Source organism: Microvirga roseola (assembly GCF_020866965.1).
GTDB classification, from domain to species: Bacteria; Pseudomonadota; Alphaproteobacteria; order Rhizobiales; family Beijerinckiaceae; genus Microvirga; species Microvirga roseola.
Genome location: NZ_JAJATX010000001.1, coordinates 221253 through 241699, shown reverse-complemented (window position 1 = coordinate 241699; position 20447 = coordinate 221253). Strand labels below are relative to the sequence as shown.

The 20447-nt window shown below is 64.6% G+C and carries 16 protein-coding genes; 10 read left to right on the top strand and 6 right to left on the bottom strand.

The features are described from left to right. Both LG661_RS01160 and LG661_RS01155 read left to right on the top strand, forming a co-directional pair. Positions 1-975: a TAXI family TRAP transporter solute-binding subunit gene (locus tag LG661_RS01160; RefSeq protein WP_268995418.1), complete on the top strand. Its 975-nt coding sequence runs from the start codon at positions 1-3 to the stop codon at positions 973-975. A gap of 84 nt (positions 976-1059) precedes the next feature. Further along, complete coding sequence (locus tag LG661_RS01155; protein ID WP_230530015.1) at positions 1060-3663, top strand: TRAP transporter permease; 2604 nt, start codon at positions 1060-1062, stop codon at positions 3661-3663. A gap of 6 nt (positions 3664-3669) precedes the next feature. Here the strand turns inward: LG661_RS01155 and LG661_RS01150 are convergent, their stop codons facing one another. Continuing rightward, on the bottom strand, positions 3670-4731 hold the full coding sequence (locus LG661_RS01150) for a LacI family DNA-binding transcriptional regulator (RefSeq protein ID WP_230530014.1): 1062 nt from the start codon (positions 4729-4731) through the stop codon (positions 3670-3672). A gap of 262 nt (positions 4732-4993) precedes the next feature. On the opposite strand from LG661_RS01150, the gene LG661_RS01145 reads away from it, so the two are divergent. The 7 genes from LG661_RS01145 to LG661_RS01115 all read left to right on the top strand — a co-directional run bounded on the left by LG661_RS01145 (position 4994) and on the right by LG661_RS01115 (position 12124). Further along, on the top strand, positions 4994-6514 hold the full coding sequence (locus LG661_RS01145) for a sugar ABC transporter ATP-binding protein (protein WP_230530013.1): 1521 nt from the start codon (positions 4994-4996) through the stop codon (positions 6512-6514). Further along, positions 6507-7505: an ABC transporter permease gene (locus LG661_RS01140; protein WP_230530012.1), complete on the top strand. Its 999-nt coding sequence runs from the start codon at positions 6507-6509 to the stop codon at positions 7503-7505. The genes LG661_RS01145 and LG661_RS01140 overlap by 8 nt, the downstream gene beginning before the upstream one ends. 59 nt (positions 7506-7564) lie before the next feature. After that, the gene (locus tag LG661_RS01135) at positions 7565-8521 is read left to right on the top strand and encodes an ABC transporter substrate-binding protein (protein ID WP_230530011.1); all 957 of its coding nucleotides are present in this window, start codon (positions 7565-7567) and stop codon (positions 8519-8521) included. Between the two features lie 128 nt (positions 8522-8649). Further along, complete coding sequence (locus LG661_RS01130; RefSeq protein WP_230530010.1) at positions 8650-9708, top strand: sugar phosphate isomerase/epimerase family protein; 1059 nt, start codon at positions 8650-8652, stop codon at positions 9706-9708. A gap of 20 nt (positions 9709-9728) precedes the next feature. Further along, positions 9729-10904, top strand: coding sequence for a Gfo/Idh/MocA family protein (locus tag LG661_RS01125; RefSeq protein WP_230530009.1), 1176 nt, complete (start codon positions 9729-9731; stop codon positions 10902-10904). Between the two features lie 155 nt (positions 10905-11059). Next, positions 11060-11470: a Fur family transcriptional regulator gene (locus tag LG661_RS01120; RefSeq protein WP_230530008.1), complete on the top strand. Its 411-nt coding sequence runs from the start codon at positions 11060-11062 to the stop codon at positions 11468-11470. A gap of 201 nt (positions 11471-11671) precedes the next feature. Further along, complete coding sequence (locus tag LG661_RS01115; protein WP_230530007.1) at positions 11672-12124, top strand: Fur family transcriptional regulator; 453 nt, start codon at positions 11672-11674, stop codon at positions 12122-12124. A gap of 138 nt (positions 12125-12262) precedes the next feature. Here the strand turns inward: LG661_RS01115 and LG661_RS01110 are convergent, their stop codons facing one another. Both LG661_RS01110 and LG661_RS01105 read right to left on the bottom strand, forming a co-directional pair. Further along, complete coding sequence (locus tag LG661_RS01110; RefSeq protein ID WP_230530006.1) at positions 12263-15346, bottom strand: efflux RND transporter permease subunit; 3084 nt, start codon at positions 15344-15346, stop codon at positions 12263-12265. A gap of 11 nt (positions 15347-15357) precedes the next feature. Further along, positions 15358-16491, bottom strand: a complete 1134-nt coding sequence (locus LG661_RS01105; protein WP_230530005.1) for an efflux RND transporter periplasmic adaptor subunit — start codon at positions 16489-16491, stop codon at positions 15358-15360. Positions 16492-16633: 142 nt separating this feature from the next. Between LG661_RS01105 and LG661_RS01100 the strand changes: the two genes are divergently transcribed. Further along, positions 16634-17206 carry a TetR/AcrR family transcriptional regulator gene (locus LG661_RS01100; RefSeq protein ID WP_230530004.1) on the top strand — a complete coding sequence of 191 codons (573 nt, stop codon included), beginning with the start codon at positions 16634-16636 and terminating at the stop codon, positions 17204-17206. 18 nt (positions 17207-17224) lie between these two features. Here the strand turns inward: LG661_RS01100 and LG661_RS01095 are convergent, their stop codons facing one another. Genes LG661_RS01095 through LG661_RS01085 form a run of 3 tightly spaced genes read right to left on the bottom strand, consistent with a single transcriptional unit; the run spans position 17225 to position 20425 of the window. Next, on the bottom strand, positions 17225-18397 hold the full coding sequence (locus LG661_RS01095; protein ID WP_230530003.1) for a CaiB/BaiF CoA transferase family protein: 1173 nt from the start codon (positions 18395-18397) through the stop codon (positions 17225-17227). A gap of 4 nt (positions 18398-18401) precedes the next feature. Continuing rightward, the gene (gene dapB, locus LG661_RS01090) at positions 18402-19208 is read right to left on the bottom strand and encodes a 4-hydroxy-tetrahydrodipicolinate reductase (RefSeq protein ID WP_230530002.1); all 807 of its coding nucleotides are present in this window, start codon (positions 19206-19208) and stop codon (positions 18402-18404) included. 17 nt (positions 19209-19225) lie between these two features. Next, a complete protein-coding gene (locus tag LG661_RS01085) occupies positions 19226-20425 on the bottom strand; it encodes an acyl-CoA dehydrogenase (protein WP_230530001.1) in 1200 nt (399 codons plus the stop codon). Positions 20426-20447 lie beyond the last annotated feature (22 nt).

Genomic DNA, 20447 nt, shown 5'->3' with positions numbered 1-20447 from the left:
ATGAACGCATTCAAACACTCGCTTCTCGGTGCGGCCGCCGCCGTAATGACCCTGACGGCCATGCCTGCCCAGGCGCAGCAGAAGTTCGTCACCATCGGAACCGGCGGCGTGACCGGCGTGTACTATGCCGTCGGCGGCGCCGTTTGCCGCCTCGTCAACAAGGACCGCAAGGACCACGGCCTGCGCTGCTCGGTGGAATCGACCGGCGGATCGGCCTACAACGCCAATGCGATCAAGGCCGGTGAACTCGATTTCGGCCTGGCCCAGTCGGACGTGCAGTACAACGCCCTGAAGGGTGAAGGCACGTTCAAGGACAGCGGCGCCTTCGGCGACCTGCGCGCGGTCTTCTCGGTTCACCCGGAGCCCTTCACGGTTCTGGCCCGCAAGGAAGTGAACGCCAAGACCTTCGACGATCTCAAGGGCAAGCGCGTCAACGTCGGCAACCCGGGCTCGGGCACCCGCGCCTCCATGGAGCAGCTGCTGGCCGCCAAGGGCTGGAAACTGTCCGATTTCTCGCTCGCTTCCGAGCTGAAGGCCGACGAACACGGCCCTGCGCTGTGCGACAACAAGATCGACGCCTTCTTCTACGGCGTCGGCCATCCGTCCGCGAACATCCAGGACCCGACCACGACCTGCGGTGCGCAGCTCGTCTCGATCACGGGCCCGGCCGTCGACAAGCTCGTGGCGGAGAACCCCTACTACGCCAAGGCGAAGATCAAGGGCGGCCTCTACAACAACAACCCCCAGGACACGGAGACCTACGGCGTTCTCGCGACCGTGGTGACCTCGGCCAAGGTTCCTGAGGAGACGGTCTATCAGATCACCAAGGCGGTGTTCGAGAACTTCAACGAGTTCAAGTCCCTGCACCCTGCCTTCGCCAATCTCGAGCCGCAGGACATGATCAAGAACGGCCTGTCGGCTCCGCTCCATTCGGGCGCTGCCAAGTACTACAAGGAGAAGGGCTGGCTGAAGTAAGCTGGCTCTCTCTCACAAGTCCAATACAATGGGGGGCGGCGAAGGCCGCCCCCCTGCCTTGTCTGACACCCTAGGAACGAGACCATGTCGACAACCGAGAAAGCCCCCCTCGCCCCCTCCGAAGAGCTGGAGCGGCTCGTCGCGGAGGCGGATACGGGCGGCCGCAAGCCCGTCGGGCTTGCCGCCACGCTGATTACCGCGGTCGCCATCGCATGGTCCCTGTTCCAGATCTGGTACGCCTCTCCGCTGCCTTTCGTGTTCGGTTTCGGAATCCTGAACGATACGGAGGCGCGCTCCATTCATCTCGGTCTCGCGCTCTTCCTGGCCTTTGCAGCCTATCCCGCCTTCAAGTCCTCGCCGCGCACCTACGTGCCCGTGATCGACTGGGTGCTGGCCGCAGCCGGCGCTTTCGCAGGCGCATACCTCTTCCTGTTCTACCGCGAGCTCGCCACGCGGCCGGGACAGCCGATCACGTTCGACCTCGTGACGGCGGGCGCGGGCATCGTGCTCCTGCTGGAGGCCACGCGCAGATCCCTCGGCCTGCCGATGGTCTTCGTCGCGCTCACCTTCATCGCCTTCACCTTCGGCGGCCCCTACATGCCCGACGTGCTGCTGCACAAGGGCGCGTCCATCTCCAAGTTCCTCCAGCACCAGTGGTTGACGACGGAAGGCGTGTTCGGCATCGCGCTCGGCGTGTCGACGAGCTTCGTCTTCCTCTTCGTGCTGTTCGGCACGCTGCTCGAGAAGGCCGGCGGCGGAAACTGGATGATGCAGATCTCCATCGCCCTGCTCGGTCACCTGCGCGGCGGTCCGGCCAAGGTGGCCGTGGTCTCGTCGGCCCTCAACGGCGTCGTGTCCGGCTCGTCGGTCTCTAACGTGGTCTCGGGCGGCATCTTCACGATCCCGCTCATGAAGCGCACGGGCCTTTCCGGCGTGAAGGCCGGCGCCATCGAGGCCGCCTCCTCGATCAACGGACAGATCATGCCGCCCGTGATGGGCGCAGCCGCGTTCCTGATGGTGGAATATGTCGGCATTCCCTATGCGCAGATTGTCACCCACGCCTTCCTGCCGGCAGTCGCATCCTATGTGGCGCTCCTCTACATCGTCCATTTGGAGGCGCTGAAGATCGGGGCGCAACCCATTGCGCGCGAACCCACGCCCGCGAAGACGCGGCTTCTGCGCACCGGCCTCGGAGTCAGCGGCATCATCGTGGTGCTCGGCCTGCTCTACTACGGCGTTCTCGGTGCGCAGGCGGCTTTCGGCGACAGCGCAGCCTGGATCCTGACGGCTGCCGGCCTCGTCGTCTATCTCGCAACCATCGCCTATGCGGCGCGCCATCCCGATCTCGAGCTTGACGATCCGGATGCTCCCATCGTGACCCTTCCCCGCGCATGGGACGTAGCCCGCACGGGGCTCGACTTCATCATCCCGCTCGTCGTTCTGCTCTGGTGCCTGATGGTGGAAGAGATGTCTCCGGGCCTCTCCGCCTTCTGGGCCACGGTCTCGGTCATCGGCATCGTCGCAACGCGCCGTCCGCTCCTTGCCCTCTTCCGCCGCCAACCGGTCGGCCGCGCTGCCGCCGCCGCTTACGTAGATCTCATGGACGGCCTCGCGCTCGGCGCGCGCAACATGATCGGCATTGCGATCGCCACCGCGACCGCCGGCATCATCGTCGGCACCGTCACGTTGACGGGCCTCGGCCTCATGATGACGGAGTTCGTGGAATTCCTTTCCGGCGGCAACGTCATCATCATGCTGGTCCTGATCGCCCTCATCAGCCTCGTCCTCGGCATGGGCATTCCGACCACGGCGAACTATATCCTCGTCGCGACCCTCATGGCCCCGGTCGTGGTCGAACTCGGCGCGCAGGCGGGCCTCGCGATCCCGCTCATCGCAGTCCACCTCTTCGTGTTCTATTTCGGCATCATGGCCGACATCACGCCGCCCGTCGGGCTTGCCTCCTTCGCGGCGGCGGCGATTTCGCGCGAGGACCCCATCAAGACGGGTTTCCAGGGTGCGTTCTACGCCATGCGCACCGCGCTGCTGCCGTTCATCTTCATCTTCAACCCGGCGATGCTGCTCATCGGCGTGGACAGCTGGGTGGATGCCGCCATCGTGATTGCCGTCAACATGGCGGCGATCCTGCTCTTCTCGGCCGCGACGATGAACTACTTCGCCACACGCAGCCGCCTGTGGGAGACCGCCGTCCTGCTCATCGTGTGCTTCGCGCTGTTTCGGCCCGACTGGTGGCTCAACCGGTTCCATGCGCCGACGGTGGAGCTGCCCGCGAGCGAGCTGATGGACCGGGTCTCCGAGGCTCCCGTGAATCACCGGCTCGCCATCGTGGTCGAGGGCATGACGATCGAGGGCGAGGACGTGCGCAAGACCGTGAGCCTCAATCTCGGCGAGCAGAATCCCGCCCCTCGTGAACGCCTGCGCGCTGCGGGCCTGACCGTGGTCCCGCTCGGCGATCGCCTCACCATCAGCAATGTCAGCTTCGGCTCCTATGCCGAGCGCGTGGGCCTCGAGCCGGGCTTTCAGCTCGTGGGGGTGATTGCTCCGGCTCCGGGACGGCCCTCGACCATGTGGGTCTACATTCCGGCGCTTGCGATTGCCGGCCTGATCTGGTGGCTGCAGCGGCGGCGGATGAAGCCTGCGGCGGAAGAGCTGTCGCCGGTTGCGGCTTGAGAGGCCTTACCGCAGGGGCGCGACGCTGTCCCGGATGACGAGTTCGGTGTCGAGCCGGATGCTCCGGGGTGACGGGCGGCCCTGGAGCAGGTCGATGAGAGCCGACGCGGCCGCCTGTCCCAATTCACGCCTCGGCTGATGGATTGTGGTGAGGGCAGGCTCGGCCACGGCGGCGAACTCGATGTCGTCGAAGCCCGCCACTGACATGTCCTCCGGCACCCTGATCCCGGCTGAAAGCAGCGTGCGCATGAGGCCGATGGCCATCTCGTCGCTGGTGCAGAAGACGGCGGTCGGCCGCTTAGCGCGTGCCACCAGGTCCTGACCAGCGGTAACTCCCGAGCCGATGGTGAAGTCGCCGGGGATGACGAGAGAGGGATCAAAGGCGATCCCCGCCGCCTCAAGACCGTCCTGGTAGCCTTTGAAGCGCTCGCGCTCCAATACGTTCTCAGGCGGACCGCTCAGATAGGCGATGCGGCTATGGCCAAGGGAAGCGAGATGCTCCGTCATCCGGCGGGCTGCCTCGCGGTTGTCGATCTCGATCTGCGGAATGTCGGCCCCGGGAATCGCCTCGCAAAGGGCGACGAGCGGAATGCTAAGCCGGGCCGCCTGCCCGCTGCCGTCGCGCCTCTGCCCGAAGAGATGCCCGTTGAGAAGGATGGCCCCGTCCACGCGTCCGGCCCCGGTGAAGGCGGAAAAATGCGCCTCCTTTTCGGGCGAACCGTCGAGATCACCGATGATCATGCCGTATCCGGCCTCGAACAGGGTCTCCTCGATCCCGCGCAGGATCCGCGAGAAGAAGGTGTTCGCCAGATCCGGCAGGACCACGAGCACCATATAGGTCTTCTGCGAGCGCAGGGTCCGGGCGGCGGGGTTGGGCACATAGCCCGTCTTGGCGATCGCCTCGAACACGCGCGCCCTCGCCTCGGGCGAAACGCGTTCCGGCGAGGCGAGCGCACGGCTCACGGTCGCGGTCGACACCTCGGCCAGCTTCGCGACATCCTGGATCCTCGCCACGCGCAGCGGTCGATCGCCCTGCTCGGCCCTGTCGGCTTGCCCTGCCTCGTCCATTGTCCTTCCCCAGCGGGGTTCTGTTTGACAGAAGCCTCCATTGCGGTAAAGTTTATGTAATCGTTTACATGGGGGTGTTGTCAAACCCGTCGGCACCCTTAGTTCACCGAGAAGGTCCCGCCAGAGGACCCTGCCATAACCGGAGGAATCTGATGCCCGCTTGCGCTCCATCCAGCTGATTTCCTGAGGCGCCGTTGCGCCGGAAGACCGCTTCCACGCCGTGGGAGCGGACTGTGTCGCTCACCCCGATCCGGAACAGGTCATGGACTCCGTTCTTCGCGCAGAGAACATCTCGAAATCCTTCGGACCCATCGAGGTTCTGAGCGGCATCACGCTGGATCTGAAGCCCGGCGAGGCTCACGCCGTCATCGGCGAGAACGGCGCGGGCAAGTCCACCCTGATGCGCATCCTTTCGGGCCACCTGTCCCCGACCAAGGGCAGCCTCCATCTCGACGGCCGGCCGATCACTTTTGCCGGCCCGGTGGATGCCGAGCATCACGGCATCGTCCTCGTTCATCAGGAAATCCTGCTCGCCCCTGATCTGACGGTAGCGCAGAACCTCTTTCTCGGGCGCGAGATCCGGCGGTTCGGCCTCATGGACGACAGGGCCATGCGCGAGCGCACGCGCGCCATTCTTGGAGAGCTCGGCGTCGATATCGATCCCGACCGTGAGGTGCGTCTCCTCTCCATCGCCGACCGCCAGCTCATCCAGATCGCCTGCGCACTGCTCGTGCCGCACAAGGTGGTGGCCTTCGACGAGCCGACTGCCGTGCTCACCCCGATCGAGGCCGAGAGCCTTTTCGAGATCATCCGCAGGCTCCGAGCGCAGGGCGTGGCGGTGCTCTACATCTCCCACCGCCTCAACGAGGTGAAGGCCGTGGCCGACCGGGTGACGGTGCTCCGCGACGGGCAGCTCGTTGCCACCCGCGACACCCAAGGATTGGAGCCCCTCGAGATGGCGCGGCTCATGGTGGGCCGTGACATGTCCAAGCTCTATCCGGAAAAACCGGCGACCGCCTCCGATCAGGTCGTGATGAGCGTGCGCGACATGGTCGTGCCCGGCTATGTGGCCGATGCTTCCTTCTCCCTGAAGCGCGGCGAGATCCTCGGATTCGGCGGCCTCATCGGCGCGGGCAGGACGGAGCTTTTCGAAGGGATCGTGGGCCTGCGCCCGAGCCAAGGCGCCATCATGCTCGATGGGAAGGCGGTCAATTTCCGCGATGCGCGCACAGCCATGGCGGCGGGGATCGTCTATCTCTCGGAGGATCGGAAGGGAAAGGGCCTGCTCCTGCAGCAGAACCTGCGGGTCAATCTCTCCCTCGCCTCCCTCGAGAAATTCAGCCGTGGCTCGTTCATCGACGTGGGCGCCGAGGACAGGGCGCTCGACAGCGCGATCAAGGATTTCGACATCCGCACCCGGCGGCGCGATCTTCTGGCGGGGCAGCTTTCCGGCGGCAACCAGCAGAAGCTCCTGCTCGCCAAGATGATGCTGGTGGAGCCCCGCATCGTCATCATCGACGAGCCGACCCGTGGCGTCGATATCGGCACCAAGGAACAGATCTACCGTTTCATAGCAGACCTTGCCGAAGAGGGTCGCTCCGTCATCGTCATCTCGTCGGAGATGCAGGAGCTGATCGGGCTCTGCCACCGGGTCATCGTGATGCGCAACGGGCACGTTGCGGGCGAGGTCGCTCAAAGCGACCTGTCGGAAGATGCCATCGTCTATCTCGCCACCGGCGTTCATGAGGGAGGGCGGCGGGAGCCGCAAGTCGCGTATGACTGAAACCGTGCTTCGCAGCAGCGCCCCGGAGCGCAGATTCAGCGTCGACATGCGGGCGCTCTCGCCCTTCATCGCCCTGATCGTCCTGATGATCGCAGGCGCGCTCATCAACCCCGACTTCCTGACCGCGTCCAACCTGCTCAATGTGGTCACGCGCTCGGCGTTCATCGCGATCATCGCCGTCGGCGCAACCTTCGTCATTGCAGGCGGCGGGCTGGATCTCTCGGTTGGCTCCATGGCGGCCCTGACTGCAGGCGTCATGATCCTAACGCTGAATGCCCTCGGCAGCGCGGATCTAGGCTCCCTGGCGCTCGGCATGCTGGTCGCGGTCGGGCTCGGCGCAGCCTGCGGCCTGGCGAACGGCGTGATTGTCACATTCGGTCGCATCGAGCCATTCATCGTCACGCTCGGGACGATGGGCATCTTCCGCTCCCTCGTGATCTGGCTGGCCGCGGGCGGCACGATCTCCATGCGCAACATGGAGCTGCGCGAGCTGTATCGCCCGGTCTATTTCGGCAGCATTTTCGGCATTCCGGTTCCGATCATCGTCTTTCTCACAGTCGCCGCCATCGGTGCGCTGATCCTCTACAAAACGTCGTTCGGCCGCCATGTGGTGGCTCTCGGCTCCAACGAGGACGTGGCGCGCTATTCGGGCGTGCCGATCTGGCGGGTGCGGACGCTCACCTATGTCATCCAGGGTATCTGCGTCGGCATCGCCATCCTGGTCTACGTGCCGCGCCTCGGCTCCGCCACGCCGACCACGGGTCTGCTCTGGGAATTGCAGGCGATCACCGCCGTCGTGATCGGCGGCACGGCGCTCAGGGGCGGCATCGGCCGCGTCTGGGGCACGGTGGTCGGCGCGATCATCCTGGAGCTCGTCGCCAATATCATGGTGCTGTCGGACTTCGTCTCCGAGTTCCTCGTCGGCGCGGTCCAGGGTGCCATCATCATTATCGCCATGCTCGTGCAGCGCTCACTACAGCGCGGGCGATGAAGCCGGTGCGAGCCCACCGGTCGAGAAGGGCTCAAGCCAACCCACAAAGGGAGGACAAGATGAGAAGAAGAACGGTACTGAAGCTGGCAGTCACGGCAGGCCTTCTGGCAGGTGTCGCCACGGGCGTCTCCGCTCAGGAGAAGAAGAACGTGACCATCGGCGTCTCGATCCCGGCCGCGACCCATGGCTGGACCGGCGGCGTCGTCTATCATGCCCAGGAAGCGGCCAAGCGCCTGGAGCAGACCTATCCGGGCCTCAAGGTCGTCGTGAAGACCTCGCCTGACGGTGCATCGCAGGCGAATGCCCTCGAGGACCTGACGGCGCAGAACATCGACGCCCTCGTCGTTCTGCCCTTCAACTCGGATGAGCTGACGGGCCCCGTCCGCGAGGTGAAGCGGAACGGCACCTTCGTGACCGTCGTGGATCGTGGCCTGACCGATCCCGCGATCCAGGACATCTATGTCGCCGGGAACAACCCTGAATTCGGCCGCGTCGCCGGAAAGTACTTCGTCGACAACCTGAAGGAGGGCAATGTCGTCGTGCTCCGCGGCATCCCGACCGTCATCGACGAGGAGCGCGTCTCCAACTTTGAGAAGGCCCTCGAAGGCTCGGGCGTGAAGGTGATCGACAAGCAGTACGCCAACTGGAACCGCGACGACGCCTTTCGGGTGATGCAGGACTACCTTGCCAAGCACCCGAAGATCGATGCGGTCTGGGCCTCGGACGACGACATGGCGCTCGGCGTGCTCGAAGCGATCCGCCAGGCCAAGCGCGACGACATCAAGTTCGTGCTCGGCGGCGCCGGCATGAAGGAGATGGTCAAGCGCGTCATGGAGGGCGACAAGATGATCCCGGCCAACGTGTCCTATCCCCCGGCCATGATCGCGACCGCCATGAATACGACGGCCTCGCAGTTCTACTCGAACGCCCCGATGCGCGGCACCTACGTGCTCGACGCAGAGCTGATCACCAAGGAGAACGCCGAGGAGCACTACTACCCGAACTCGCCGTTCTAAGCGGCTGCCGTCTCGCCCCTTCCAACCGGAAGGGGCGAGGCAAAGGCAAGCCGCTCCTTTTCCCGGCGGCTTTCCTTTGCCCGGTTCAGTTTCCTCTCGCGCCACCCCGTCACCTTGGGAGTTCACCCATGAAGACCATGAAGGGCCCCGGCCTTTTCCTCGCGCAGTTCGCAGGCGATGAAGCACCGTTCAACTCACTGGATTCCATCTGCCGATGGGCCACCTCGCTCGGCTACAAGGGTGTTCAGATCCCCACCTGGGATGCCCGTCTTTTCGATCTGAAGAAGGCGGCGGAGTCGCAGACTTACTGTGACGAGATTCAAGGGCTCGTCCGCTCCCATGGGCTCGAGATCACCGAGCTTTCGACCCATCTTCAGGGCCAGCTCGTTGCGGTTCATCCCGCCTTCGACGAAGCCTTCGACGGGTTTGCCGCCCCCGAGGTCCGAGGCAACCCCAAGGCGCGGCAGGCCTGGGCCGTCGATCAGGTGATCATGGCCGCGAAAGCGTCGAAGCGGCTCGGTCTGGGGGCTCATGTCACCTTCTCGGGTGCGCTCGCCTGGCCCTTCATGTATCCCTGGCCTCAGCGTCCGGCCGGTCTCGTCGAGACGGCGTTCGAGGAACTCGGCCGCCGCTGGCGGCCGATCCTCGACGCCTATGAGGATGCAGGCTGCGACGTCTGCTACGAGATTCATCCGGGCGAGGACATCCACGATGGCGCAACCTTCGAGCGCTTCGTCGATGCGGTCGGCGGGCATGCCCGCGCCTGCATCAACTACGACCCGAGCCATTTCCTGCTGCAGCAGCTCGACTACGTGGCCTTCATCGACCTGTACCACGAGCGCATCAAGGCTTTCCACGCCAAGGACGCGGAGTTCAACCCGACGGGCCGCATCGGTGTCTATGGGGGATATGAGAGCTGGATCAACCGCGCCGGCCGCTTCCGCTCGCTTGGCGACGGGCAGGTGGATTTCAGCGCCATCTTCTCCAAGCTCGCGCAGTACGATTACGACTCCTGGGCCGTGCTGGAGTGGGAATGCGCCCTCAAGCACCCGGAGGACGGCGCGCGCGAAGGCGCCGAATTCATCAAGGCTCACATCATCCGCGTCACGGAGAAGGCTTTCGACGATTTCGCCGCGGGCGGAACGGACGAGGCCGCCAACCGGCGCATGCTGGGCATCGGACGATAGGCAAGGGTGGAGCAGGCACCATGACCATCACGGCATCGCAGGATCAGAGACTGAACCGCCGCCTTCGCCTCGGCATGGTCGGCGGCGGGCGGGGCGCCTTCATCGGCGCCGTGCACCGGATCGCGGCCCGGCTCGACGACCGCTGGGAGCTCGTCGCCGGAGCCCTGTCGTCCGATCCGGAGCGGGCGCGGCTCTCCGGCGAGGACCTTCTTCTGAATCCGGACCGCATCTATGGCAGTTTCGAGGAGATGGCCCGGCGGGAGAAGGAGCGTGAGGATCGCATCGATGGGGTGGCCATCGTCACGCCCAATCATGCCCATGCTCCGGCGGCTCGGGCCTTTCTCGAGGCCGGAATCCACGTGATCTGCGACAAGCCCCTCACCACGACCCGGCAGGAGGCCGAGGATCTGGCGAAGCTCGCGCGCGAGACGGGCCTCGTCTTCGCAGTGACGCACAATTATACCGGCTACCCGCTGGTACGGCAGGCGCGCGCCATGGTGCAGGCGGGCGAACTCGGGCACATCCGCCTCGTGCAGGTGGAATATGCCCAGGACTGGCTGGCGACCCGGGTGGAGGAAACCGGCAGCAAGCAGGCCGAATGGCGCACCGATCCGGCGCGCTCGGGTCCCGCAGGAGCCGTGGGCGATATCGGCACCCATGCCTTCAACCTGGCCGAGTTCATCGCGGCCGATGAAGTCGCATCGCTCTCGGCGGAGCTGCACACATTCGTGGAAGGCCGCAGGCTCGACGACAATGCGCATATGATGCTGCGGTTTGCGTCTGGCGCCCGGGGCATGCTCTGGTGCAGCCAGGTGGCCTCGGGTCTCGAGAACGGGCTTCGCATCCGCGTCTATGGCGAGAAGGCCGGCCTGGAGTGGGACCAGGAGAATCCAAACTCCCTGCTCTTCTCCCCTCTCGGCGAGCCGCCCCGTATCATCCGCCGTAACGGCTATGGGGCGAACGATGTGTCCCGCGCGGCCTCGCGCATTCCCGGCGGCCACCCGGAAGGCTACCTGGAAGGCTTCACCCAGCTCTACACGGATGTGGCGGAGCAGATCGCAGCGCGCCTCGAGGGCCGCGAGCCCGATTCCTTCTCGCTCCAGGTTCCGACCGTCGAGCAGGGTGTGCGCGGCGTTCGGTTCATCGAAGCTGCAGTTCGCTCTTCCGAGGGCAAGACTGCCTGGGTCGACGTCTAAATTTCTCTCTCCTGTCGGCTGACCGGCAGAAGATTTCGCAGCTTCTGACCAATGCATGACGTGTCATGGAGTCCGCCCGCTCATGGCTGCCTTGAAATATCTTCTCCAATGATGACCTATGCCTTACGATGCATCGTCGGAGTTGACCTTTCAGAATGGCCTCGCACCACCACCATGATCATGCGCTCGAGGAGCTGAATGAGACGCAGCGGCGGGTTCACCGAATCCTCGCGGCGGCGCAGAATCCGCTCTCGGCTTATGAGGTGCTGGACAAGATGCGCTCGAAGGGCGCCGTGACGCCGCCCACCGTCTACAGGTCTCTCGACAAGCTGATCGAGAAAGGCCTCGCCCATCGACTCGAGAGCCTGAACGCCTATGTCGCCTGCAAGCATCCGCATCACCACGACATGGCTGCTTTCGCCATTTGCGAGGAATGCGGATTGGTGACGGAGTTCACTGATTCGCAGCTTAGCGGAAGCTTATCCCAGTGGAGTGACGACAACGCCTTCTGCCCGAAGAAGGTAACGGTCGAAATCAGAGGCCGCTGCGAAACCTGCGCCAAGTGAAACGCCGATCTGTAACTTGAGGCAAATTTAGCTGTTTTTTTTAGAACGGTACGTCAGTCTGACTCCCAATTCTCTGTTGAAATGCCAAATTCCTTTGCGGAATATGCACATTTGCAAGCACATATTGCAACGATAACACATTGTTCGGGCGCAGCTTTGCCTATATGAATATGTAGGTTTCGTAATAACAGGAGCAGGCCCATGAGCACCAGAGCCACCAGAAAAGAAGAAGAGGAGAATCTCCTCCGCCGTGCGGACGACCTGTGTCGCCAGAACAACCTCCGGCTGACGCCGATCCGCGAGCGCGTCTATCGCGAGCTTGTGCAGAGTGGCGGCCCTGTGGGCGCCTACGATCTTGTCGACCGCCTCAGCAGCGACAAGAAGCGCCTGGCTCCGGTGACGATCTACCGTGCGCTCGACTTCCTGCGCGATGCAGGCCTCGTCCACCGGCTCGCCACGCAGAACTCCTATGTCGTCTCCCATGGCCAGCCCGATGTGAGCGCCATGAAGGTGATGTTCGTCGATTCGAAGACCGGCGAAACTGTCGAGATCCATTCGAAGGAAGTAGCCGAAGCCGTGCGCAAGGCCGCCGAGCAGGCCGGCTTCAAATCCGTCTCCCCCTTCATGGAAGTCGAGGGCGAGATCGGCCGCTGAAAATTCCTCGGCGGTCCCGCAGATAAAGCGGAACCGCCGGCGGCGATCAGGCGTTGAACGTAATGAAGGCGGAAACGGCACCGTTCCCGCCTTCTTCGAGACCTTACTCAAAAGGCCGGGCGATGCCCGGCCTTTTCTTTATTCCGCAGCGAGGGCCGGGTGCGGAGCAGGCTCCATATGGGCTTGCTCCTGCGGCCTCGTCTCACGCGAGATGAGGGTGTAGAACATCGGAACCACGAAGAGCGTGAAGACCGTGCCGATGGACATGCCCGAGGCGATCACGAGGCCCATCGAGAAGCGGGCCGCAGCGCCTGCGCCGCTCGCCGTGATGAGCGGCGCAACGCCCAGCACCATTGCGGCGGTCGTCATGAGAATCGGACGCAGGCGCACGCGGGCGGCTTCCTGAATCGCCTCGCGCCTTCTCATGCCGTGCTTCTCCTTGAGCTCGTTGGCGAACTCCACCATCAGGATGCCGTGCTTCGTGATCAGACCCACCAGGGTGATCAGGCCCACCTGCGTGTAGATGTTGAGCGTCGCCAGACCGAGGTTCAGGAAGATCATCGCGCCGAAGATCGAGAGCGGCACCGACATCATGATGATGAACGGATCGCGGAAGCTCTCGAACTGCGCCGCCAGCACCAGATAGATCACGATGATGGCGAGCCCGAAGGCGAGCGCGATGGAGTTGCCCTCCTGGATCTCGAGGCGCGACTGACCGGCGAAGTCCTCGTAGAAGCCTTCCGGCATGACCTCCTGCGCAATGGAACGCAGGGTCGCCAGGCCTTCCGACGTGGTCACACCGGGCAGAGGCAGCGCCGAGAGCGTCGCCGCATTGAGCTGATTGAACTGCTCGATGGCGGCAGGCGCGGCATCTGTCTCGATGCGCACCAGGGCGGAGAGCGGCACCATGGACCCGTCGGACGCGCGGACATAGTACTGGCCCAGGCGCTCGGGGTTCAGGCGATCCATCTGGCGCACCTGGCTGATCACGTCGTAGCTCCGGCTGTCCCGGTCGAACTTTGAGATCGGGGCTCCGCCGACGAGGGCGCCGAGCGTGTTGCCGATCTCGGAGACCGGCACGCCGAGCGCCGCCGCACGGTCGCGGTCGACGGTGATGCGCGCACGCGGCGTCTCGTAGGAGACCGAGTTCTGGACGACGATGAATTTGCCGGACTTCATCGCCCGCTGACGGACCTGCTCCGCGACCTCGTAGGCCTGAGCCGGATCGCCGATGGTGCGAAGCACGTACTGGATCGGCAGGCCGCCGCCCGCACCCGGCAGGGACGGAGGCGCGAAGACGAAGGCCTGGACGCCGGCATTCTGATCCAGGAGATTCTGGATCTCCTGCTTCGTGACGGGTCCCTTCTTCTCACGCTCGCTCCACTCCTTCAGCTTGAAGCCGACGAAGCCGCCGCCGCCGCCGTCGACGCCTACGATCAGAAACGAGGCGTCGATCTCCGGGATCTTCTCGCCCGCATTGGTGAACTGGGTCGAGAAGGTCTGCGTGTAATCGGCGGTCGCATATTTCGGCGCATTGACGAGGCCGAGATAGGCGCCCTGATCCTCTTCCGGCGCAAGTTCGGAGGAGGTGTTCATAAACATGAAGGCCGTGGTGGAAAGTAGTGTGGCGACGATGACGAGGGTCACGCCACGATAATCCAGCGAGCCCTTCAGACGCCGCGCATACCAGTTCTCCAGCCGCGTGAAGTTGCGGTCCACGAAGGCGGCGAAGCGGCCCTGCGCGCCATGCGACTTCAGGAGCTTCGACGACATCATGGGCGACAGGGTGACCGCGATGATGCCCGAGATGATCACCGCGCCTGCGAGCGTGAAGGCGAACTCGCGGAAGAGCGATCCGGTCAGCCCTTGCGTGAAGCCGATGGGCGCATAGACGGCCGCTAGCGTGATCGTCATGGAGACGATCGGCAGGAAGATCTCCCTCATGCCGACTATGGCGGCCTGGACCGGCTTCAGCCCTTCCTCGATGTGGCGGTGGATGTTCTCCAGCACCACGATGGCGTCGTCGACCACGAGGCCGATGGCGAGCACCATGGCGAGCAGAGTGAGCAGGTTGATGGAATAGCCCAGGGCATAGAGGAAGAAGCAGACGCCGATGAGCGACAGCGGGATCGTGACGATGGGGATCAGCACCGAGCGGAACGAGCCCAGGAACAGCAGGATCACCACCACGACGATGAGCGCCGCCTCGCCGATGGTCTTAAACACCTCCTCGATCGAAGCCGAGATGAAGCTCGAGGCGTCATAGACGATCTCGACCGTCATGCCCTTCGGCAGGGTCGGGCGGATCGCGTCGATGGCCTTGGTCACCTCGTCGGCCACGGTCAGCGGGTTGGCGGAGGGCGTGGGCACGATGCCGATGAAGGTGCCTTCGCTGCCGTTGAAGCTGACCTTCACGTCCGTGCTCTTGGGGCCGAGCTCCACGTCGGCCACGTCGCGCAGACGCACGACCTGATCGCCGTTGGAGCGGATCGGCAGCGTGCCGAAAGTCTCAGGCCTCTGCAGCGTGGTCCGCATATCGAGCGTGTAGGCCACGTACTCGTTCTGCGTCTTGCCGGGAGCCGCAAGGAAGTTGTTGGCGCGGATCGCCGTCACCACGTCGCCTGCGGTCACGCCGCGGGCTGCGAGGCGCACGGGATCGATCCAGACGCGCATGGAGAAGTCGCGCCCGCCGAGGATCTCGGCATTGCCGACGCCCTCGAGGGTCGCGAAGCGCGGCTGCACCACGCGGGTGAGGAATTCGGAGACCTGCTCCGGATTCATCTCCGTGCTGCCGAAGGTGATGTACATGAGGGCGAAGGTCTGGCCCGTGCCCTTCATGATGACCGGGTCCTCGGCTTCCGAGGGAAGCTGAGCGCGCACCTGCTGCACCTTGGACGTCACCTCGGTGAGCGCGGCGTTCGGGTCCGTGTTCAGGCGCATGCGCACGGAGACCGTGCTCAGCCCCTGACGGCTTTGCGTCGTCACGTAATCGACGCCTTCCGCGCTCGACACGGATTTGGCGATGGGCGTGCTGATGAAGCCCTGCATCAGGTCGGCGCTGGCGCCCGTATAGGCGGTCGTGATGGTGATCGTGGTCTCCTCGACCTCCGGGTACTGGCGCACCTGGAGGTTCATCAGACCCTGCGTGCCGAGCAGCAGGATCAGGAGGCTCACCACCATCGACAGGACGGGGCGGCGGATGAACAGTTCCGTGAAACTCATGGCGTTGTTGCCTATCGGCCGTTCGCGAGCTTCGTCGCGTCGAGCTTTGTCACATCAATGGAGTTGTCGATCTTGACGGTCGAGCCGGCCTGGAGCTTGTTCTGCCCCGAGGCGACGACCTGCTGGCCGGGGGTGATGCCCGACAGGATCTCGAGAGAGCCTCCGCGACGGCGGCCGGTCTTCACGAAAACCTGCTTCACCACCTGGGCCGGCTGCCCAGCGCGCTCTTCCTGCTCGATCGTATAGACGTAATCGCCGTAGAGGCTGGAGATAACCGCCGTCTGTGGCACGGTGATGACGTTGGGCTGCTCCGGCAGGATCACTTCCACATGCAGGAACTGACCCGGCAGGATCGCGCCGTCCTTGTTCTCGTCGACGACGGCCTGGACGGAGACGAGACGCGTCTTCGGATCGACGCGCGGGTCCTTACCCGTGACGCGCCCCTTGAAGGGCATGTCCGTCTCGCTGTTGCCCATGCGGACCTCCTGGCCGAGGCCGATCTGCTCCGCCATCTGCTCCGGCACGGTGAAGTCCACTTTCATCGATTGGAGGTTCTGGAAGCTCGCTACAGCGGTGCCGGGCTGCACGTACTGGCCCACGTCGATGCGCGGGATGCCGATGACGCCGGAGAACGGCGCCTCGAGCGCCTTCTGCTCGATGACGGCCCTGACACGGGCTTCCTGGGCGCGGGCGGTCGCGAGCTGGGCCTGGTTCTGCTCGAAAGTCGCTTCGGCCGCAATTCCGCGGGCAGCGAGCGCCTTGGAGCGCTCGAAGTTGCTCTCGGCGAGCCTCACCTGGGCCTGCGCATTCGCCAGATCCGCCCGGTCGACGGCATCGTCGATCTGCACGAGGAGATCGCCCTGCTGAACCTGCTGGTTCGGCTTGAAACGGATTTCCTTTACGACACCGCCGACCTGTACGGCCAGTTCAACGCCGTTCGCGGCCTTGGCCGTGCCGATGGCGCTGATCGCCGGCGTCCAGGTATTGGCCTCCACCTTTGCGGCCGAGACAGTCTGCGCCGGCGGCTGCATGTTAGCGAAGAACTGCTTGATCATGCCGTCGCGGAAAAAGTTGAACCAGACCACCCCGGCGCAAAGTCCGATGGCAAGAATGAAGACGAGGGAGACTACGATGCGCCGTTTCATAGGCTTTTTCCGAGATTTCCGGCCCTTGATTCGGGCCCCTATATGAATTGAGAGGTGCGGCATTAGCGCGGCTTTCCCTTGACGCCAATGCCGTGGCAGGCATTTATATACCGTCTGGACGGTTTAGTTGCAAGAGAGGTCGATGCTGTTCCCCTGTACCCGAGGCCGCAAGAGTTCACGAGAAAAAATTCTTGATGCGGCCGCAGAGCTTGTCGGTGAGATTGGCGCCGGACGGCTGACGCTGGACGCCGTTGCCGAGAGGGCCGGGCTCAGCAAAGGCGGTCTGCTCTACAATTTCCCCACGAAGGAAGCACTACTGCAGGGCATGATCCAGCGCATGATCGAGCAGGTCGCAGCCGAGCGGGAGGTCTTGCGGGAGCAGGCCGGCCCGGGCCCCAACCTGGAAGCCCGCGTGGTGACCAAAACCCTCCTCAACATCTGTTGCGGGGGCAAGATGCAGGATGTGGCCACCGGGATGCTGGCGGCCACAGCTGAGAATCCAGGTCTCCTCGACCCGGTCCGTCAGGTCATCAAGGAAACGCTGAAGCAGCTCAAGTCAACCTCGGACGACGTAGACGCTGCCCTGGTCGCCTGGCTCGCCACCGAAGGCCTGAGCAGCCTCGAGATGCACAAGCTCAGCCCGTTCTCGGAAGAGGACCGCAACCGGATCATGGCGGCCATCGAGCGCCTGCTTAAGAAAGGCATCGCCGAATAGGGAGGGCGCCTAGCGCCCTTAGGTGATCCAGGACGGATCGTTCAGCACCTCGTCCGTGTGCTCGCCGAGGCGGGGCGAAGGCCTGTTCGCCGCCATGTGCTCCCCGTCCAGCACGATGGGGGAGCGAACGGAGGGAATGGTCCCGCCCTTGGCATAGTCCGAGGGCAGGTCGATCCGCAGGCCCCGCGCGATCACCTGGGGATCGGCGAAGACATCGGCCACGGAATTGATCGGTCCCGCCGGAACGCCCTGCTTTTCGAGAGCCGCCAGCAAGGCGTCGCGGGAGGTCCTGAGCGTCAGCTCGGTGAGCATGGCGACGAGTTCGGCCCGGTGCCCGACCCGGCCCGCATTCGTCCTGAAGCGCTCGTCCTGCGCCAGCTCAGGCCGGCCCAGCACCGTCACGAAGCGGGCATACTGCCCGTCATTGCCCACGGCCACGATCACGTGGCCGTCCGCCACCGGGAAGACCTGGTACGGCACGATGTTGGGATGGGCGTTGCCCATGCGGCGGGGAGCCCTGCCCGAAGCCAGATAGTTCATGGCCTGGTTTGCCAGCACGCTCGTCTGGACATCGAGGAGCGCCATATCGAGATGCGCCCCCTCCCCCGTCTGGTCGCGGCGACGCAAGGCCGCGAGCACGCCCACCACCGAATAGACGCCGGTGAAGATGTCGGCGAAGGCGACGCCGATCTTCTGAGGCTCTCCATCAGGATCGCCCGTCAGGTCCATGATGCCGCCCATCCCCTGGATCATGAAATCGTAGCCGGCGCGGGAGGCATAGGGCCCGTTCTGGCCGAAGCCCGTGATCGAGCAATAGACGAGACGCGGATTGATCCGTTTGAGGCTCTCATAGTCGAGGCCGTATTTCTTCAGGCCGCCGACCTTGAAATTCTCGATGACCACGTCCGCATGGGCCGCGAGGTTCCGGACGAGATCCTGCCCCTCCGGCGTTTCGAAATCGGCCGCAATGGAGCGTTTGCCGCGATTGCAGGAATGAAAGTAGGCCGCCGAGAGGTCGCCGCCTTCCGCACCCTCAATGAAGGGCGGACCCCAGCCGCGGGTATCGTCCCCGGAGCCGGGACGCTCCACCTTCACCACATCCGCACCGAGATCGGCCAGAAGCTGGCCGACCCAGGGACCGGCCAGGATGCGTGCGAGTTCCAGGACCTTGAGGCCCTCGAGCGGTTTCATCGGATCAATCCATGATGGTGTCGAGACCGCGCCGCAGGCCTGTGAACGACCCGACCCGGCAGGCGGCCAGCAAGGTGCCGGCGACATATGGAGCAGCCGACGAACCGGCGTCGTGACGGATCACGAGCCTCTCGTTGTCCGCTCCGAAGACGGCCTCGCAGGAGAGGACGAAGGACGGCATCCGCAGGGAATGAACCTGCACCGGCTCCTTCGCGCCCAGGATGCCGCCACGCGTTTCGCGAACGCCGGTAAGTTCGTCCACCGGTTTTGAGGTTGCGGGCTGCCGCTGCTCGCTCAGGAGTTCCGCCAGCTCCCGCGCCGTGCCGGAGGGCGTATCCTGCTTCTTGGCGGAGGCGTAGTCGATGATCTCCACGTCCGGGACGTATCGGGCCGCCTCGAGCGTGAAGCGGCGCAAAAGCGTGGCCGTGATCGAGAAGTTGCCCGCCGCCAGGACACCGCGCCCGGCCTTCTGCGCTTCGGCACCGATCTCGGCATAATCGACGGCGCTCAAGCCTGATGTGCCGACGACCACGTGCCGCCCCTGCGCCAGCGCCGTGAGCGCATGCCCCTTCACGGCGTCGGGCTTGGTATAGTCAATGACCACGTCGGAAGGCTCGCGGAGCGCCTCCTCCAGAGTGGCGCTGACCGGAACGCCGAGGCGGGAGAGACCGGCGGCCTCGCCAGCATCCTGCCCCGCCGCGCTGCGGCTGACCGCGCCTGCGAGCACGAAATCGTCCGCGCCCGCGATGGCCGCCACGAGGGCCCTGCCGACCCAGCCGGTCGAACCCGCCAGGGTGATGCGAAGAGGCATGGGATGTCGGCTCCGTCTTAGAAGAACGCCTGCAGGCCCGTCTGCGCGCGGCCGAGGATCAGCGCGTGCACGTCGTGGGTGCCCTCATAGGTGTTCACGGTCTCTAGGTTCTGCGCATGGCGCATCACGTGGTATTCCTCCTGGATGCCGTTGCCGCCATGCATGTCGCGCGCCGTGCGGGCGATGTCGAGCGCCTTGCCGCAATTGTTGCGCTTTACCAGCGAGATCATCTCCGGGGCCATGCGGCCCTCATCGAACAGGCGGCCGACGCGAAGCGAGGCGTGTAGGCCGAGCGTGATCTCGGTCATCATGTCGGCGAGTTTCTTCTGCACGAGCTGGGTCGCGGCGAGCGGCTTGTTGAACTGCTTGCGGTCCAGCGTGTACTGCCGCGCCCGCTGCCAGCAATCCTCCGCCGCGCCCATGGCTCCCCAGGAGATGCCGTAGCGCGCGCGGTTGAGGCAGCCGAAGGGACCCTTCAGGCCCGACACGTTCGGCAGCAGCGCATCCTCGCCCACCTCGACGCCGTCCATGACGATCTCGCCGGTGATGGAGGCGCGAAGCGAGAGCTTGCCGCCGATCTTTGGGGCGGAGAGGCCCTTCATGCCCTTCTCCAGCACGAAGCCGCGGATCTGGTTGTCATGGGCCTCGGACTTCGCCCAGACCACGAAGACATCCGCGATGGGAGAGTTCGAGATCCACATCTTGGAGCCGGTGAGGCGGTAGCCGCCGTCGATCTTCTGCGCGCGGGTCTTCATGCCGGCGGGATCGGAGCCCGCATCCGGTTCGGTGAGGCCGAAGCAGCCGACATACTCGCCCGAAGCGAGCTTCGGCAGGTACTTCCGGCGCTGCTCTTCCGTTCCGTAGGCATAGATCGGGTACATGACGAGGGAGGACTGCACGCTCATCATGGAGCGGTAGCCGGAATCGACCCGCTCGACCTCGCGGGCGACGAGGCCATAAGCGACGTAGGACGCGCCCGCGCAGCCGTATTCCTCCGGGATAGTCACGCCGAGAAGGCCGAGCTCGCCCATCTCGTTGAAGATGGCGCGATCCGTCTTCTCCTCGCGATAGGCCTCGATCACGCGGGGCAGGAGCTTGTCCTGGGCGTAAGAACGGGCCGTATCGCGGATCATGCGCTCGTCGTCGGTGAGCAGCTCGTCGAGGAGGAGCGGGTCCTCCCAGGTGAATTTCGCGAAATCCTGTTGAGCACCGGCCATGATGAACGCTCCTCTTCGACTG